Source organism: Bartonella sp. CL25QHWL (genome assembly GCF_042195335.1).
Taxonomy (GTDB): Bacteria; Pseudomonadota; Alphaproteobacteria; order Rhizobiales; family Rhizobiaceae; genus Bartonella.
Map to the genome: position 1 here is coordinate 60,500 of NZ_JBHIOE010000010.1, position 16,801 is coordinate 77,300.

Below are 16,801 nucleotides of genomic sequence, written 5' to 3' on the forward strand. Positions count from 1 at the left end.
GGCTCTGTTTATGGCAATGCCAAGATCTCCTGATTATATCGTGATTAGAGGTAATGTATATGGCAATGCAAGACTTGTTGTGATGATAGTATCTACATAATGTCCGCCTATCATTTACTAACTTTTTAGTAAGTGGTGCTTTAAAATTGACTTGTCTTTAAATCCTTTTATGTGCCCTTAATGAATTAAAACCTATCTTATGATAGTTTCAAATGATTATTTTTTTAAGGTTTAGCTCAAAAAAAGAGTAAACCCCATACCATTCTTTAAACGCATGCAATTTATGTTTATCGATAATTTCAAACGATTACGTTTTTAACAATACGATTTGTGTGTGATAAAAACGTATCATAAAATTTATGAACTGTTATGAATGATAGCTGCTTTTCACTTCATTTGAATGTTTACATGCGTTATAACATTTGCATCATGATTTGCTTTTTGTGGTCTATTCATACATGGTAATTGTTTATAAAAAATGGTCAATTAAATCACGTATAAAAGTGTAGATTTTAAATGGGATTTATATAAAATAATTGCACAAAACCTATTGACTTTGTTGTGTTTTTTTATGAATAAGATTCCATCTCGTTTAGACGTTGCAAAAGAAATCACCAAAGACCTTATTGATAAGATTCTTCTCTTACACGGCGTTATCACTTTTGTTTGCAAAAATCTGCTTCGCTTTTGACTTTTGATATGGATACAACCTCTTTTGAGGTAGAGCAAAGAAATTTTTCATCATGGAGAGTACAACAGTGCTCTTCAAAAATCTTGATTGGTCTGTTGAAAAATTAAAGAGGTAGATAATTATTCAGCACGTTACCAACTATCAGATTGTGAAGTACAAATTCTTTATAATGACGCAATTATCAAAGGTTATCCGCAATTTGATTTTGGAGTTTCGATTACGACTGGTATTTTAGCTGCTGCCTGCGTGGTAATTGATCCCTATCAATTCTCAGCACTTACAAGATCTACAGCTTGATTTTGATAAAAAGGGGTGGAGAGTTTGTGAAGAAGAAATATATGCAGATTGGTTGGAATTAAGCTTGATTATGTCTTGAAATAGGCGATAGAAAAAATTGATCTTCATAAATGCTTTTATTCCAGATATGGAGCACCACCTTGGCGATAGAGTGAAGTTGGAGGGCACATAAAGGTTATCAAGGTATATGATGCAGATTATAGCTTACTTCATATTTGTGCACTGTCTTTATTGGGTGATGTTGCAACCTTACAATCTTATTATCAAAGTTTCAGTGCAGAGGATCATTTAGGCTTTGATGAAAATACCCAACAGATTCATCTGAACGTGCATTGGCTTTAGTCAAAGAAGTGGTGAAATCTAAGCAGCTCAGCTACGCTTTAATTAAAAAGTAGCAAAAATATGAGCTATCTAGAAGAAAAACAAAGTTCTTAATAAGGGCCTTTCCAGAGAGGTTGAGTCTCATTCTTGGAAGGAAAAAAATAGCTAAATTTATCGAAACAAAAGATAAGGAATAGCTCCTTAAGAAATATCAAGAAGATCTAAAAAGATTATAGGAGCCAGAGTCTGGTTTAAAGATGCCATCATCAGTTGAGTGAACTCAACAATGGTGGAGTTTTATCCATTGGCGGAAATCTGATGTTTGAAAGAGGCTTTCTTGATATAAAGGTAATATTGTAATAAATAATTATTATAAATCAATATGTTGTATATATTCATTGTTTTTTAGATTAATGACCATTGACAAATAATTTTGCATCATTTTCTCTCTTCCAGCTTTTTGTCAATCATCAATGAAAATTTTTTGTAATGGAAAGTTCATTGATAACATAACTTTTGTATGTTCATTATTTTACGCTTAAAAAAATATAAAAATAATGAAATGCAATTGAGTTATCAACTTCTTATTTTTTTCAATTTTTAATCATAAAAAAATCTTTTTATTCGTTTTGCTTATAAAAAGAATTAGTTTTTTTCTGGTGATACAAGTGGAGAAATAAGGATTTTAGATATGTTTCGGCGTTCCATTTCAATCACTTTAAAGTGTAAACCATCAGTTTCAAAGCTTTCTCCCTCATTTGGTAAATGACCAAACTGCCAAAGCATAAAGCCTGCCAGAGTCGTATAACGATCTGCTTCATCCACAAGGTTACGCCCAAGATAACCACTTAAACGGCGGATATCAGCATATCCCTCAACAAGAAGACTGCCATTTTCAAGTTGTTCTGCGATCATGAGTTCTTCATCGTCATCAGGAAAGTCTCCTGCAATAGCTTCAAGAATATCGGTTGGTGTTGCAATTCCTTCAAAAGATCCATGCTCATCAACAATAATTGCAAGCTGAATCGAAGAATGACGTAATTGCTCCATCAATCGTAAAACACTTGTGTTTTCATGAACAACGAGGGGTTCTCGCATAGCTTTTTTCCAATTAATCTTTTTTCCCTCAGCCAAATTCAAAAGAAGATCTTTTGTCAACGCAACGCCAACAAATTCATCCACTTTTTCACGCGCAAGAATTAAGCGGCTATGTTTAACCTTTTGTAATTCTTCACGCATTTCATTTTCATCAGCATTTAAATCTAACCATTCAATTTCATTACGCGGCGACATGATAGAGCGAACAGGGCGATCAGCTAAATCGAGAACACCACGAATCATCTCCTTTTCTTCTGGTCTAAACAACTCAGATGCTGCGGCCTGTTCAGCAATAACATCTACAGTCTCAGCAAGGTGACTATCTTTGCTTCCTCCTCCTAAGAGCCTCAAAACAGCATCAGCTGTTCTACTGCGTAGATCATTCGTTTTAATCATTTTTTCACGGTTACGACGTCCAATTTGATTAAAAACTTCGATGAGAACAGAAAAACCAATAGCAGCATACAAATACCCTTTTGGAATATGAAAACCAAACCCTTCAACAATGAGAGTAAAACCAATCATCATCAAAAAACCAAGACAAAGGATTACAATAGTGGGATGACGATTAATAAAACGCATAAGAGCACCAGATCCGCACATCATTACTCCCATAGCAGCTATGACTGCGATATACATAACTGCTGCCTGCTCTTTTGCAATCATACCTGTTGCGGTAATAATACTGTCTAGTGAAAAAACGGCATCCAGCACCACGACTTGGACGATTACTTGCCAAAAAACAGCATAATCAAGGCCTGTTTTTCTTTCATGTGATACCCCTTCTAACCTTTCATGTAATTCTAGCGTTCCCTTTGCTAGCAAAAAGGCTCCACCACCGATTAAAATAAAGCTATGCCAACTAAATACAAAAGATGAAAGTGAAAGAATGACCCTATCGAGTCTCATAACCCATCCAATAACTGTAAGAAGGAAAAGCCGCATAATTAATGCTAAAGTAAGACCTATAAAGCGTGCGCGGTCACGCAAATGCAGTGGCAATTTTTCAGCTAAAATTGCAATAAAGATAAGGTTATCTATTCCTAAAACAATTTCGAGAAAAACCAGCGTGATCAAACCAAACCACGCATGGGGATCAGTGATCCATTCCATCATTCCTTACCTTTTATAAGCTTAAAAGCGCGCGATTGACAAAAAAAATTCATAGGCTTTTATTCGTATATTGGATTATGAACATTGTATGTAAGAAAACTTATATTCAAAGAAAAAAACAACACAATATTGCTTGAATGCATGTGATTGCTGATAAAACAAAATGATGCCCCATCCCGCTTACAACCACAAGAAGGTCCCTCTAAATTTTGCTCGGGCATTATGCTCGATAATCCTCTAACTATAGGTTCTGTGTAACAATCAGAACATTTATTTATAAAGCTTCTTATAATGGGTTTATTTTTATATAAGATCAAGTGGTGAATATCATATTTTTAACCTTACAGACAATGAGTTTATATAACAAACAACAAAATATCTGGACATCCATCCTTAGGAGCGTTATAGAAACGCTCATTCTCGTCTTTTGAGAAGCTTATGGGTGATTAGCTCAGTCGGTAGAGCAGCTGACTCTTAATCAGCGGGTCGTGGGTTCGATCCCCTCATCACCCACCATTCTATTTTATACCGTAAATAACTCATTGATTGCGTAAATTTTTTTAAGATACGAGTTTCTAAATAAAATAGGGCAGTAGGATTTCCCCATATCTGTTTGTTTAAAAGTGAAGATTGTTGATATAGCTTAGTCATCGGTTTTTGTACTTTTTAGGGGACTCAAAAAACTTCCAAAGGACATTTAAAGATCTTTTAATGCGTATTGTTTCTTTTTTTAAAGTCGCAATTGGTAAGGAGAAGCTTCTTACCGACAATTATCTTATTTAAAGGGGTATAAAAATCAACAGTTTTCACTTCTTTTAATATAAATTGATTAAATTTTTTTTGGATTTTTAGCATATTGTTTAAAGACAGAAGAAACTTTGCACTTTAGTTGTATTAGCAGCGTGGATATTTTTTGATAACTCTCCCGCTTAAACAAAAAACTTCTGTAATAATCATCAGTATTCCAAGAGGGTAAATCAAGATAAAATAAAGTATTTAGCGGACATAACAGGAATAAAATTAGATCAGTTTAATTGTTTAAAACTAGTACCTGTTAAACGAAAGAGAATAGGCTTTAATGAGGCTTCAAGTTTAAAAATATTAAACTATGAAGTTATGCTATGCTGTCTTTCCGTTAGCTTAACCTCTAAAAATATAAATATTAAGAAAGCCGCTCAGAATCATTATAATATATTGATTTATAATGATTAATTATTCTTTTTTTAAACTTTACTATCATAAACTTCTTTTGTTTCAATCCCTCTTATAATGAATCAATTAAAATTATTATTTTTGCATTATAAATGGGATTAACGTGCGGATAAAGACTATTGAAGAAAAGCATAAAAATGATTCTTATTAACGTTCTTAGGCGCCAAAAATTATCACAACATTGGGAAAATAGTATAATGGTGCAGGCTTACTCTTTTATTAAGTATAAAGATGATGTTGCAACAATGACTTTATTATTATACCATTCACGGGTATTGTTGTGTAATGGGGAAGAGCACTGAGAGAGTTTTCTTAAAAAAAATATGTAAATTGGTAACACGATGGTGTCCTGTTCTTATATAGGCACACAAAAAGAAGTAATTGATAACCTTTTATTTATTCAGGTGGTGTCTTGGGGGCTCTTTTCCAATATTGTTGCGCTTCAAAAATGGCGACCACAAATAATGAAATGATGAGCGGTATAATCAAATAAAACATTCTAAAGACAATAAGTGCTGCAATAACATCGGTTGGATTTATATTGGGCATGCCTGTGATGAAGAGAGCTTCAAGAACTCCTACTCCTCCTGCTGGAGCATTAGAGAGAAGAGTTATCGTAAAAGATGCTAGGAAAACACCAAGAACAGAGATAAAATGAATATCTGCGTTGTGTGGGAGAACAGCATATATAATTCCTGCTGCTCCTAAAAGTTCTAGAGGGCTAATGAGAAGCTGTTGAATAACAATTTTCAGCCGTGGATAGGAAAGTTGAATTTTCTTACCCAAGCGTAAGGGTTTTAACTGAAGCCAGCTGCCAAACGTATAAAGTGCTATACAGCTGAGTAAAATTGCTCCAGCTGCTGTTCCTAGCCATTCAGGAAGTTCTTTATGAATGAGGGTGATAATTTCGGGTTGCAGCACCAAAACGATTCCCAAAAGTAAGATTGTACCGATTACAAAAGTAAAAGAGCAAAAACCTACTAATATTGCGATTTCTGTTCCGTTTAACCCTTTCATTTTATAGGCGCGATAGCGTACAACGGCACCAGAAAAAACTGAAGCACCGATATTGTGTGAAAGAGCATAGGTTGTAAATGAACATATAGCGATAAAAATCCAAGAAATTTTATGGCCTAGATGTTGCAATGCAATTCGATCATATCCAGCAAGAGCAGCATAAGCTAGGAGAGAACATAAACAGGCTAATAACCAGTGCTGTGCATTTAAATTGCTCAAGCGCTCCAATACATCCCCAAATGAAATGGCAGAGAGCTTCATGTAAAGAATTCGAATAGATACCAGCATTGCTAAGATACCAATCAATGGCCATATAAATTGCTTTATTTTCACGATTCTGTATCCATTTTATGTTTTCTGTAAATTTTCATGATTGAGCATATTCCTTACAGATCTTCGTTCTGTTATATACTCTATAATGCCATTGGCAATTTCTTCATCATCTGTTACTACAACATCAGCACCTAAATCAATGAGATATGTTGTTTCTGTGTCGGATAATGCATGTGTGATTATTTGGATATCTTTCTTCATATCACGGATATTCACGATACATTCTCCTACTTCAATGGTACTTCGCATTGTAATAACAACTTTATGTGCATTATTTATATTTGCTGCGTTCATTATTTCTTGTTGAATGATATTGCCGCAAATAGCCTCAAAGCCATCTGCAATCGCTTTATCAGAGAGGCGTTTTGATTCTTCTACGATCACTATAGGTTCACCTCTATTTATTAAAGATAATGCAACACACTTACCGATACGACCATAGCCAATAATTACGATATGGTTATTTTTTAAGGTCATCGGTAAAAAATCTTGGTCAGGATCTTGTGGATCAATATCAATAATTGTTTGGGTATTTTGTGAAGATGCAGAATTTTTTTCTAAACGTTTTTTAATTTTATTACAGGCAATGAAAACAAGAGGATTAAGCAAAATAGAAAAAATTGCTCCTCCAAGAATTAAATCATGAGCGTCATTGTTTAAAAGTCCTAAGCTTAAACTTAAACCAGCGAGGATAAAGGAAAATTCTCCGATTTGGGCAAGGCTTGCAGAAATAGTCAAAGCTGTTGCATTAGAATAGCGAAAAGCCTTAACGATGAAAAAGGCAACAGCAGATTTTCCGATTACGATAATGAATAAGGTTGCTAAGAGAGGGAAAAAATGAGTTAAGAGTTTCTCGGGGTCAAATAACATGCCTACAGAAACAAAAAAGAGAACAGAAAAAGCATCGCGCAGTGGTAAAGATTCTTCCGCGGCACGGTGGCTTAATTCTGATTCGCTCATGACCATACCAGCAAAAAAAGCACCAAGAGAAAGGGAAACACCAAATAAATGAGCAGCTCCGAAAGCTACTCCTAATGCAATAGCAAAGACGCTAAGACGAAATAATTCACGTGATCCCGATTGTGCGCTCATTTTTAAAAGCCATGGGATAACGCGTCGCCCAATGACGAGCATAAGTGCAATAAATACAATTACTTTCAGGATGGTGAGACCAAAAATACCCCAAATACTTAAATCCAACCATTGAACAAGAGGATCCAACGCTTCTTTTTTGGTATTGCTGAGAGCACTTGCCAAGGAAGGGATGAGGACAAGTATAAGGACCATTGCTAAATCCTCAATAATCAACCATCCAACGGCAATGCGTCCTTTTTCTGTTTCAATAAGATGACGCTCTTGCAAAGCACGTAGCAGGATAACAGTACTTGCTATGGATAAAGCAAGACCGAAGATCAAACTACCACTGAAGCCCCATCCCATAATCAGACCAAGGCACAAACCTAGAAAAGTAGAAAATGCCATTTGTGCAATAGCAGCAGGGACAGCAATAGCTTTGACAGATAAAAGGTCTTTTAATGAAAAGTGGAGCCCAACACCAAACATCAGCAAAATAATACCAATTTCAGCAAGTTGATTAATGATGACGGAATCTATTTTAAATCCGCCTGTATTGGGTCCCACAATAACACCAGCTAATAAATAGCCTACAAGTGGTGAAATACGTAAACGGCTCGCAATCATTCCCAAGAGAAATGCTAAACATAAGCCTGCAACAATAGTTGTGATAAGTGGTGTGTCGTGGAGCATGGATTATTTACTATTCTTGATCAAAAAGCGAATGAATGAAAACGACTATATTTCTATGAGAAGAGAGGCGAGATGTACCATACGCATTAAAGGGCATTTTTATTTCACTTTGATATTTGCACGATTATTTCGCTCACGCCACCAATTTCCTAGCAGGAGTAAAATAGGAGCAGCAATAAAGATAGAGGATGATGTTGCAATAATAATCCCAAAGACCATGGGTAATGCAAAATTATGAACAGCACTTCCACCCCATATCGCCATGGGGAGCATCGCAAGAATTGTTGTAGCTGATGTAAAAAAACAACGTACAAGAACCTGATTAATTGACAGATCAATCAGCTCGCGCAACGGCATTTTTTTATAAAGACGCATATTTTCGCGCATCCTATCATAGACGACAACTTTATCATTTATAGAATATCCAACAATTGTTAAGAGCGCAGCGATAGCCGTTAAATTAAAATCAAATTGAAATAAAGCAAAAAAGCCAATCATTTTTGTGGTGTCTAGAATGAGAGTGATAATTGCTCCAACGGCAAAGAACCACTCGAAGCGTAACCATATATAGAGAGACATGGCAATAGCCGCAAGAATAACAGCAGTAAAAGCAGCTGTGGCAAGCTCGCCTGAAATTTTGGGACCCACAACTTCTATTTGATCGAATGTGGTATCGGGATAGATATTTTGTACAGCTGTTTTAACCTTATCAATGGCGATGGTTTGTTGTGCTTCGCTACCGCTTTGTTTCTGCATGCGAATTAATACGGTGTTTTCGTTATCAATATTTTGCAAGGAAACTTCACCAACATTAAGAGTAGAAAGCTTGGAACGCAGAGTTGCTAGATCTGCTGGTGCTTTCGTGGTAATACTCATTTGGCTTCCGCCAATGAAATCAATACCAAAATTCAATCCAGGCTTAAAAAAGAGAAAAACTGAAGCCATTGATAAAACAATTGAGACGCCAATACCAATGAAGCGTGCTTTCATAAAGTGGAAAGTTGTGTTTTGTGGCATGATGTTGAAAGCAGAGTGAATATGCAACTTTTTAATTTTCCATTTACGAACGATCCAAATCATGATGATGCGTACAATGGTGATATTTGTAAACATGGAGATGATAATACCAAGCAACATTGTTACGGCAAAACCACGAACGGGACCGGTGCCGAACCAAAATAGTAAGACAGTCGCTATAATTGCCGTAACATTTGCATCAACAATGGTTGCAAAAGCGTGTTTAAATCCACGATCTAGGGCTGCAAAAGCACCCACACCTTTTCGACTTTCTTCACGGATACGTTCATTGATAAGGATATTAGCATCAACAGCAATACCGATGCCTAAAATAATACCAGCAATACCAGGCAGCGTAAGCGTAGCTCCCAAAAGACTCAGTGCAGCAAATGTTAAAATCGTGTGCAGAGCTAGTGCTATATTGGCAATTAATCCCCAAATACGGTAGAGAAGAAAAATAAAAATTGCAACAAGAATAAAGCCAATTATGCCGGTGTAAAGTCCCATTTGGATGGCATCAGCACCAAGATTTGGGCCTACGGTTCTCTCTTCAATGACCGTGAGTGGTGCGGGGAGGGAACCAGCACGAAGCAGAGCAGCCAGAGTTGAGGCTTCTTTGGGGTCAAAGTTTCCTGTAATTTGACCTTGTCCATTGGGAATGACACTATTGATGGTCGGAGCGGTTAAAACCTTATTATCCAGAACAATGGCAAAAGGACGGTTAATATTTTGTCGTGTTATATCGGCAAATATTTTTGCGCCAGCGGAATCTAGAGTAAATGAAATAATGGAACGTCCTGGTATTTGGGGGTCAAAACCTGCACGGGCATCTTTCAGGACATTTCCATCTAAAGCAATTTGATCATAAATTGCATAATGTTGTGTTGCATCAGTGTATCCAGGGAGAATAGAAACACCTATAGGGGGATTATTGGGATCCACATTAGAAGGAACAAGATGAAAACTCATCTTAGCGGTTGTTCCTAAAAGATCACGCAGTTGTTTTGGATCTTGTAGGCCAGGCAATTGGACCATAATACGATCATTTCCAACCTTTTGGATGGCTGGTTCTGAAACACCAACTTGATCTATACGACGACGGATGATTTCTAAGCTTTGTTCAATAGCATTGCTTACACGGTCTTTTATACCAGCTTCCGTTAATGTGACGCGGAGAGTTTCATTTTGAGCACTGATCGTGATGTTATGTTCTGTTGTGCCAAAGCTACTGTGTATGGGGGTTATTAATGTTTTCAAAGCAGAGAGTGCTTTTTCAGTTTGCGATGGGTCAGAAATAAGGGCAATAACGCTATCTTCAACGATACGCACACTTGAGGTGCGGATTTGTTTTTCACGCAATACATTGCGCACATTGCTTAAAACTATATGTAACTGATCGCGTTTTAACGTTTTGCTATCAACCTCGAGCAGGAGAGAAGAGCCTCCTTGAAGGTCAAGACCAAGTGCTACGCGGGTGTCGGGTAAGAATTTCGAGTTTTTAACTTGTTCTTGTGAAAATAAATTGGGTAAGGCAACATAAATGCTGCTTAAAAGAATAAAACAATAAAGGGTAGTTAACCAACCAGGTGTACGCATGATATATTCCGCTAATAGGCAATCTAACAGTTATTCAAAGTTAAAAGCACAAGTAAAATAAGATGATCGTTTTTATAATTCAAGGAAGAGAATTAAGTATGTTCATTGGGAGGAGCGCGTTTATTTGAGAAATATTGCGTTTTAACGTTACGAAATCGTGTGTCAACAGCTGGAATCTTTATTAAAAAGAAATCCAATGTTAGGATTCTTTGAACGGTTCTCATAAAAATAGATTCTGCATGGGGTGTTACAAGTTTTTTGTTTTCAGTTGTGGTAGCATTCAACTGATCACACTTATTTTGTAAATCAAATCTATTCGTTTTAATGATATTATTGGTGTGTGATTGTTTGATTAAGTAAGCACGCGTTCCTAAGGTACTCGTCAAGAATACACCTAAACTGGATAGAAAAATCCAAGTTGTCAAAGGAAGAAAATCTTCTTTTTTGCAATAAAGGTGCAAAAAAAACATGCTAGAGTGCCTTCGTTAATCTTATTGAGTTCATATTATTTATCATTCTTTTATCTTATTATCAGTATTATAGGATAAGGGAAAGCTTTTATAAGATTATTCTATAAAAGTTGAAAATAGCTGCTTTATACCATATTTAAAAGAGAGGAATAAAATCCTTTTTGTGCTCGTAAGGTAGATATGTATTCATTTTGTAGAAAAAACATCCACATACTTTTCCTTCTTTTGGGGATTATCTTTGTATTTAATTCTGGTGCATGGGGGAATCGGGGGGCACAAAGTACAATTGTCGAACAAACGATAGCTTCTTATTCAGTTGATGAAATTATTCAACAACAACTGTTGATTATTGAGACTCTTGAAGAAAATACTGAAACTTTAAAAAGAGATTTTGACAGAAAGCCAGAAGATGAGCGTGCTTTAGAAGAATTGCGGTTACGTGCACAAGATATCAGTGAACGTGCTATTGAGGCAGCATTTGTTTTGCGTCCTCCTCTTAATGAGATTAATACACTTCTTGATCAATTAACGGAGCTCCATCGTGACGTGAAAAAACTGAAAAGCTCAGTGAAGGAATATTCTTACTTGATAGAGCAAAAAGCTAAAATTAACAGTATCATGCTTCGTTTTGAAGCAATTTTCTTAGCAGCAAATAGAATAGCTGAACTTTCTATTTCTCAATCTCGGGAGCTTTTTAAACGCACGCTTACGTATAGGCTTGAGTTTTCGATTCCGATGGTTAAAAATCTCGCCCAAAAAACAAAAGAGGCTTCATCAGATTTTCTTTTGTTGTTAGATTCTTGGTGGAATTTTATATTTTATTTCAAGTTTTTACAACTATTTCTTTGCTTTTTAATTCCACTTTTTATTACTTTGGGTCTTTCGTATTTTTCTCAAAAAGTTCTTGTTCATGTGTATTGCCACTTTACGAAGTCTAATGAGGAAATATCTTATTTACAACGCTTATTGATTGCCTTTATTTCAGTTCTCTTACCTTCACTTGTATGTATTCTTTGCGTTTATCTTGTGTTATTTTTGTTTCGTAGTTTTAACTTAGATCTAGGTAAGCTTACAACAGTTTTTGATATGATAGGTTGTCAAATTATTTTAGTATTTTTAATCAATCGCTTAGCGATTGTTCTTTTATCATCGAATATGCCCCATGTGCGTCTTCTCAGTGTTGCACCATCATCTGCTTATCAATTAGTGATTTTACTCACTTCTTTAGGGGGTGTTTTGGCATTTGACGCTGTTCTTGATAGTATTTATGAAATCATTTCAGCGCCTCTATCTTTGACAATTGCTAAAAGTTTTATTGCTGTTTTTCTTGTAGCAATATTGCTGTTTATAATATCATTTGTACCTTTGCGGTTTAGACGTAGGCGTTTTCAAGGAGAAAAAAAAGAGCCATACTTTTGTCCATTTTACATACGCATTCCTCTTATTGGCTTGGGATTACTGCTCTTTGTGTTGAATTTTTTAGGTTATGTTGGTCTTGCGCGTTTTATTATGCAGCAAATTATGATTGATGGAGCATTTTTAGTTCTCATGTATTTAGGAATACAAAGCGCTCAAGCACTTGGAACTAAAGACCAATTTATGAAAACAACGGTTGGTCACCTTTTGATGCAGAGGTTTCATTTAGAAGAAAAAACGATGAATCAATTGGGAGTTTTTGTGAGCGTTTTTCTCAATTTATTTGTTGTTATATTTTGTGCAATACCAATTGCTGTACAGTTTGGATTTTCCTATTCTGATTTAAAAGCAGTTTTGTGGCAATCGGTGACCGGTTTTCAGATTGGAAATATTACTCTTTCTTTGATTTCTCTTGTAACAGGAATGATTTCTTTTTGTGTTTGCTGGTTTCTTATTCGCCGATTTATTGGTTGGTTAGATAGTGTGGTGTTGATTCATGGAGAGTTCGATTCTGGTATACGTAATTCTATCAAAACAGTGATAAGTTATGGAGGCATTGTTGTATCTGCTTTGACGGGATTATCAATGGCAGGTTTGGATCTTAGAAATTTCGCTCTTATTGCTGGAGGACTTTCACTGGGTATAGGTTTTGGTTTACAGAATATTGTCCAAAACTTTGTCTCTGGACTTATTATTTTAGTTGGAAGACCATTTAAAATAGGAGACTATATAGAATCTGGATCAGTAGCTGGTATTGTTAAGCGTATTAGTGTGCGTGCAACGGAACTTGAGACTATTCAGCGTAAGACGATTATTATTCCCAATTCAAGCCTTATTAATAATAATGTTAGTAATTGGACACGACGCAATAAAGTAGGACGAATTGATATACCAGTTATTGTATCATCTAAGGTTACTCCAGAGCATGTTGTTGAAATTTTGTTAGAGATTGCTTCTTCGACAGAAGGCGTTTTAAAAAATCCTATCCCACAGGTGAGTTTTACGGCATTTGATCGTAAGAGTTTTTCCTTTAATTTGGCTATTTATGTGCCTAATATTACTTCACCTTCTCATATAACCAACGCTCTTCGATTTAGCCTATATAAGCGTTTTGCTGAGGAAGGAATCTTAGAATGCTGAAATATACTTATGTTTTGATTACAGTTATTCTGTTAAGTATTTTTACCATAACAGCTTTTGCTGCAACAGTGAAGAATACTGATTTAAAGATACAATCTCTCATTGTTGTTGAAGGAAGTATACCTTCAAAAATTTCTTTAAATACTCATCAAACAATTACAATTTGTATGAAGGGATGTTTTATAACTTTTCCTAATAAAGACCGTTTTGCAATAAAGGCAGATGATAATATAGAAATCAATAGGGGAAGAGCAATTTTTAAATAAAATAATTGAGAATTTTTGTTTGGGGACAAGATTTAGAAGGATAATGATATTGTGCGTAATTAATAATCTCATCCTTTAGAAAATGGTAGAAAAAAGGTATGATTTTAGTATAAAATAGGTGTGATTTTTTATACTATGTAGAATCTACAGTTATGCATTTTTGATGTAAGATTATTGAGGTATTTATAATATTTTTAATGAATATCAATTTTCTAAAAATTATTACATCATTTTTAGAATTTTTTCTCATAAAAAATGCATAAAATGTACTATTTTGTGATTTTTTTTGCAGTATTATTGGTACAAAATGTTTTATATTTTTTCCTTTTAAAAATATAATAGGTTTTTTTATTAAATATTTATTATTTGAAGTATTGATTATTATAATATTTTAAAATTTATTTGATAATATTAAATTTTGATGTAATGATATATTAGTATAGTGATAGATTTAAATGTAACTATAAAGGAGTACATGCGATTTTGCGGCATAAGATTTTATAAAACTTTGTTTTTCTAAATGTGATTTTTGATTATATTTAAATTTAGCAATGGGGTATAATTTTATGAATACAAAATTTATAACAGCATCTGTTTTTTCGTTAATTTCACCTTCTATAGTACAGGCTGCAGATGTGGTGACTCACGAAGAGCCGATACATGTTGCCTCAGAAGTTGTTGCTTCTTCACCTTTTTCTTGGGCAGGTTTTTATTTTGGGGGGCAAGTTGGGGGCTTTTCAAGTAAAATTTCTGCAATAACGCCTCATGTTGATATTCCTCTCCATCCTGATGAGGAGAGTAAAAGTAAACCATGGATCCCCATCGAGAAACAGTATCTGCCCGATCTTTCTGGGTTTATAGGTGGTTTTTATGCGGGTGTTAATTTTGATCTCGGTAATAATTTTATTATGGGGATTGATACGGATATCGTTTTAACGGAAAAAAAGGATACAAAAACAAAATTTCAGGCTGATGAATCGAGTGCTGGTGGTCCTGATACTGAAGGATCGGGTACTAAAGAATCGGGTACTGATACTGATGCAAGTACAGAAAAAAAAAGTCGAAAAAGGGCAAAACTTGTCAGGAGACAGGGTAGAGGCTTTTCTCGTTCTGCTGCAGAGGCTAAAGAAGAGAAAGACAGTTTAACGTTTAATCATACGTTAAAACAAAAATGGACAGGTGCTACACGGGTGCGTGTTGGGTTTTCTGCAGGGCGTGTGATGCCTTATATTGCTGGTGGTGTTTCTTATGGACAGTTTCAAGATATTCTGTCGACAGTAATTACGGGAGGTGAGCCATTTAATAGGACATCGGATGTAACAAAAACGATGATGGGTTATACTCTCGGTGGTGGTGTTGATTTTGCAATGACAGACCATTTTGTTGTGCGTGCGGAATACCGTTACTCAGATTTTGGTAAAAAGAAATTTAAAGACGAGATTGAAGTTAAGTATAAGACGAATGATTTTCGCGCAGGAATAGCTTACAAATTCTAGTTTTGTAGGATAAAGGAGCTTAAATTTAAGAGGTCCTATTTCTTTGATAGGGCCTTTATTTTTTAATTTTATGCATTGCAAATACTATTTTATGGTGAAAAAAGGGAGCTTTGACTTTGAGTGAGAATGAGGAGGTAAGGAAGAGTTACTCAGATTCTTAATTGTTAAGAATGAAAAATTTTTAGTTCACGAGGTGTGGTTGAAATATTTGTTAGCAAAGAAGGATTAATTCGTCTTTCATATTATTACAGTTATCATTTTATAATATCGTTATAGAGTTGCAAACAGTAAATTTAAAGAGAGTTTTTACTATCTAAGTAATGAGAAAATAAAGAAAATTCACATAGAGCGATGCGGGCGGCGTGCACGTTTGTGCACCAATTTTTTCTTCCCTTAGAACTCTCTACAATATCATCTGATAGCGCGGTTTATCTTTGTTCTATTTAATAACTAATTGTTTTTATTTTATTTATTAAATTGCCTTTTATATATAATCTTTGTACCAGATGAAAGTGCTCTAAGTGCGATTCAAAGGATGTTTTTTAAAAGGTGGTTCGAAGAACAAGAACACGTGATAGACTGTCTGTCTTATCTGTATCTATCTAAAGGCATATTCGATATAATATCAAAAAACGCAATAAAGTCAATATGTTGTGTGCAATTATTTTATATGAATCCACTTAAGAACCCACACTTTTATGCATGATTCATTTGACCATTTTTTATATAAGATTGCCATGCATGAATAGACCATAAAAAGCAAATCATGATGTAAATATTATAACGCATGTGTGTATTCAAATAAAATGAAAAGCAGCTATCATTTATAACAGTTCATAAATTTTATGATACGTTTTTATCACTCAAAATCGCATTGTTTAAAAATTTAGTTGTTTGGAATTATCGATAACATACGTTTAAAGATCACATCTTGTTTTAATGATTGGATTGTTAATCGCATGATAAAAACACAAGATTTGCAGTCCTCAAAATTGGGGAGCGCAAAATCTAAAGTTGTTATAGTATCCTATAAGAAGGTAATCATTTAAAACTTTTATAAGCTTATAGGTTTAGTTTATAAAGATTGCATAAAAGGATTTAAAGACAAGATCGATTTTATAACCACGGTATTTTTTACCGAGGTAGGAAATAAAGGTCATGAAATTCAAAATGCTATATCTTATGAAATGAAAAGCCTTTTAATGAATAGATTGCAGGCTAGTCTTTAAGAATGGAACTATTCGCTTCCACAAAAAAATGGAGGCAAATAATGCCATGGCAGTAGAATAACTATCTACTTTAGATTTGGTACTAAAAACGTTTTAAAAGTTATAGTTTAAAAATACGAAACCAAATGAGCTCTTTCCAAATTTGGGGGCAGCTATTAAGACAAAGATAAGCAAACAAACTTCAAAACCATTGTAACATCATAAGGTATGGGTTTTTACTTAATTTTGAGTCAAAAGCTGTAATGTTTAAAGAATGCTCTATTCTAAGATAACGAGCTCGAATTTGAGCTGGTTGATTTTGCCAACTCAAAATTGAGCCGGC

9 protein-coding genes and 1 tRNA gene are annotated in these 16,801 nt (G+C 34.8%); 5 read left to right on the forward strand and 5 right to left on the reverse strand.

The window, feature by feature from the left end; genetic code table 11:
* Positions 1-1,201 precede the first annotated feature (1,201 nt).
* Positions 1,202-1,330 carry a hypothetical protein gene (locus tag ACFILY_RS06975; protein WP_375645321.1) on the forward strand — a complete coding sequence of 43 codons (129 nt, stop codon included), beginning with the start codon at positions 1,202-1,204 and terminating at the stop codon, positions 1,328-1,330.
* A gap of 624 nt (positions 1,331-1,954) precedes the next feature.
* Here ACFILY_RS06975 and ACFILY_RS06980 read toward each other — a convergent pair.
* Complete coding sequence (locus tag ACFILY_RS06980) at positions 1,955-3,523, reverse strand: TerC family protein (protein WP_375637720.1); 1,569 nt, start codon at positions 3,521-3,523, stop codon at positions 1,955-1,957.
* A gap of 437 nt (positions 3,524-3,960) precedes the next feature.
* On the opposite strand from ACFILY_RS06980, the gene ACFILY_RS06985 reads away from it, so the two are divergent.
* Positions 3,961-4,036 (forward strand) — tRNA-Lys (locus ACFILY_RS06985).
* A gap of 1,092 nt (positions 4,037-5,128) precedes the next feature.
* Here ACFILY_RS06985 and ACFILY_RS06990 read toward each other — a convergent pair.
* From ACFILY_RS06990 to ACFILY_RS07005, 4 genes are all read right to left on the reverse strand, one after another.
* Positions 5,129-6,082, reverse strand: a complete 954-nt coding sequence (locus tag ACFILY_RS06990; protein ID WP_273790695.1) for a YbhN family protein — start codon at positions 6,080-6,082, stop codon at positions 5,129-5,131.
* 15 nt (positions 6,083-6,097) lie between these two features.
* Positions 6,098-7,849, reverse strand: coding sequence for a YbaL family putative K(+) efflux transporter (ybaL, locus tag ACFILY_RS06995; RefSeq protein ID WP_375631222.1), 1,752 nt, complete (start codon positions 7,847-7,849; stop codon positions 6,098-6,100).
* 99 nt (positions 7,850-7,948) lie between these two features.
* Positions 7,949-10,462 (reverse strand): protein translocase subunit SecD, encoded by a 2,514-nt coding sequence (gene secD, locus ACFILY_RS07000; protein ID WP_375631221.1) that lies wholly within the window; start codon positions 10,460-10,462, stop codon positions 7,949-7,951.
* 92 nt (positions 10,463-10,554) lie between these two features.
* Positions 10,555-10,932, reverse strand: a complete 378-nt coding sequence (locus tag ACFILY_RS07005; RefSeq protein ID WP_375631220.1) for a hypothetical protein — start codon at positions 10,930-10,932, stop codon at positions 10,555-10,557.
* Between the two features lie 180 nt (positions 10,933-11,112).
* Here ACFILY_RS07005 and ACFILY_RS07010 point away from each other — a divergent pair, with 180 nt between their 5' ends.
* The 3 genes from ACFILY_RS07010 to ACFILY_RS07020 all read left to right on the forward strand — a co-directional run bounded on the left by ACFILY_RS07010 (position 11,113) and on the right by ACFILY_RS07020 (position 15,250).
* Complete coding sequence (locus ACFILY_RS07010) at positions 11,113-13,488, forward strand: mechanosensitive ion channel domain-containing protein (RefSeq protein ID WP_375637719.1); 2,376 nt, start codon at positions 11,113-11,115, stop codon at positions 13,486-13,488.
* A complete protein-coding gene (locus ACFILY_RS07015; RefSeq protein WP_273790700.1) occupies positions 13,482-13,754 on the forward strand; it encodes a hypothetical protein in 273 nt (90 codons plus the stop codon). The genes ACFILY_RS07010 and ACFILY_RS07015 overlap by 7 nt, the downstream gene beginning before the upstream one ends.
* Positions 13,755-14,320: 566 nt before the next feature.
* Positions 14,321-15,250 carry an outer membrane protein gene (locus tag ACFILY_RS07020; protein ID WP_375637718.1) on the forward strand — a complete coding sequence of 310 codons (930 nt, stop codon included), beginning with the start codon at positions 14,321-14,323 and terminating at the stop codon, positions 15,248-15,250.
* Positions 15,251-16,801 lie beyond the last annotated feature (1,551 nt).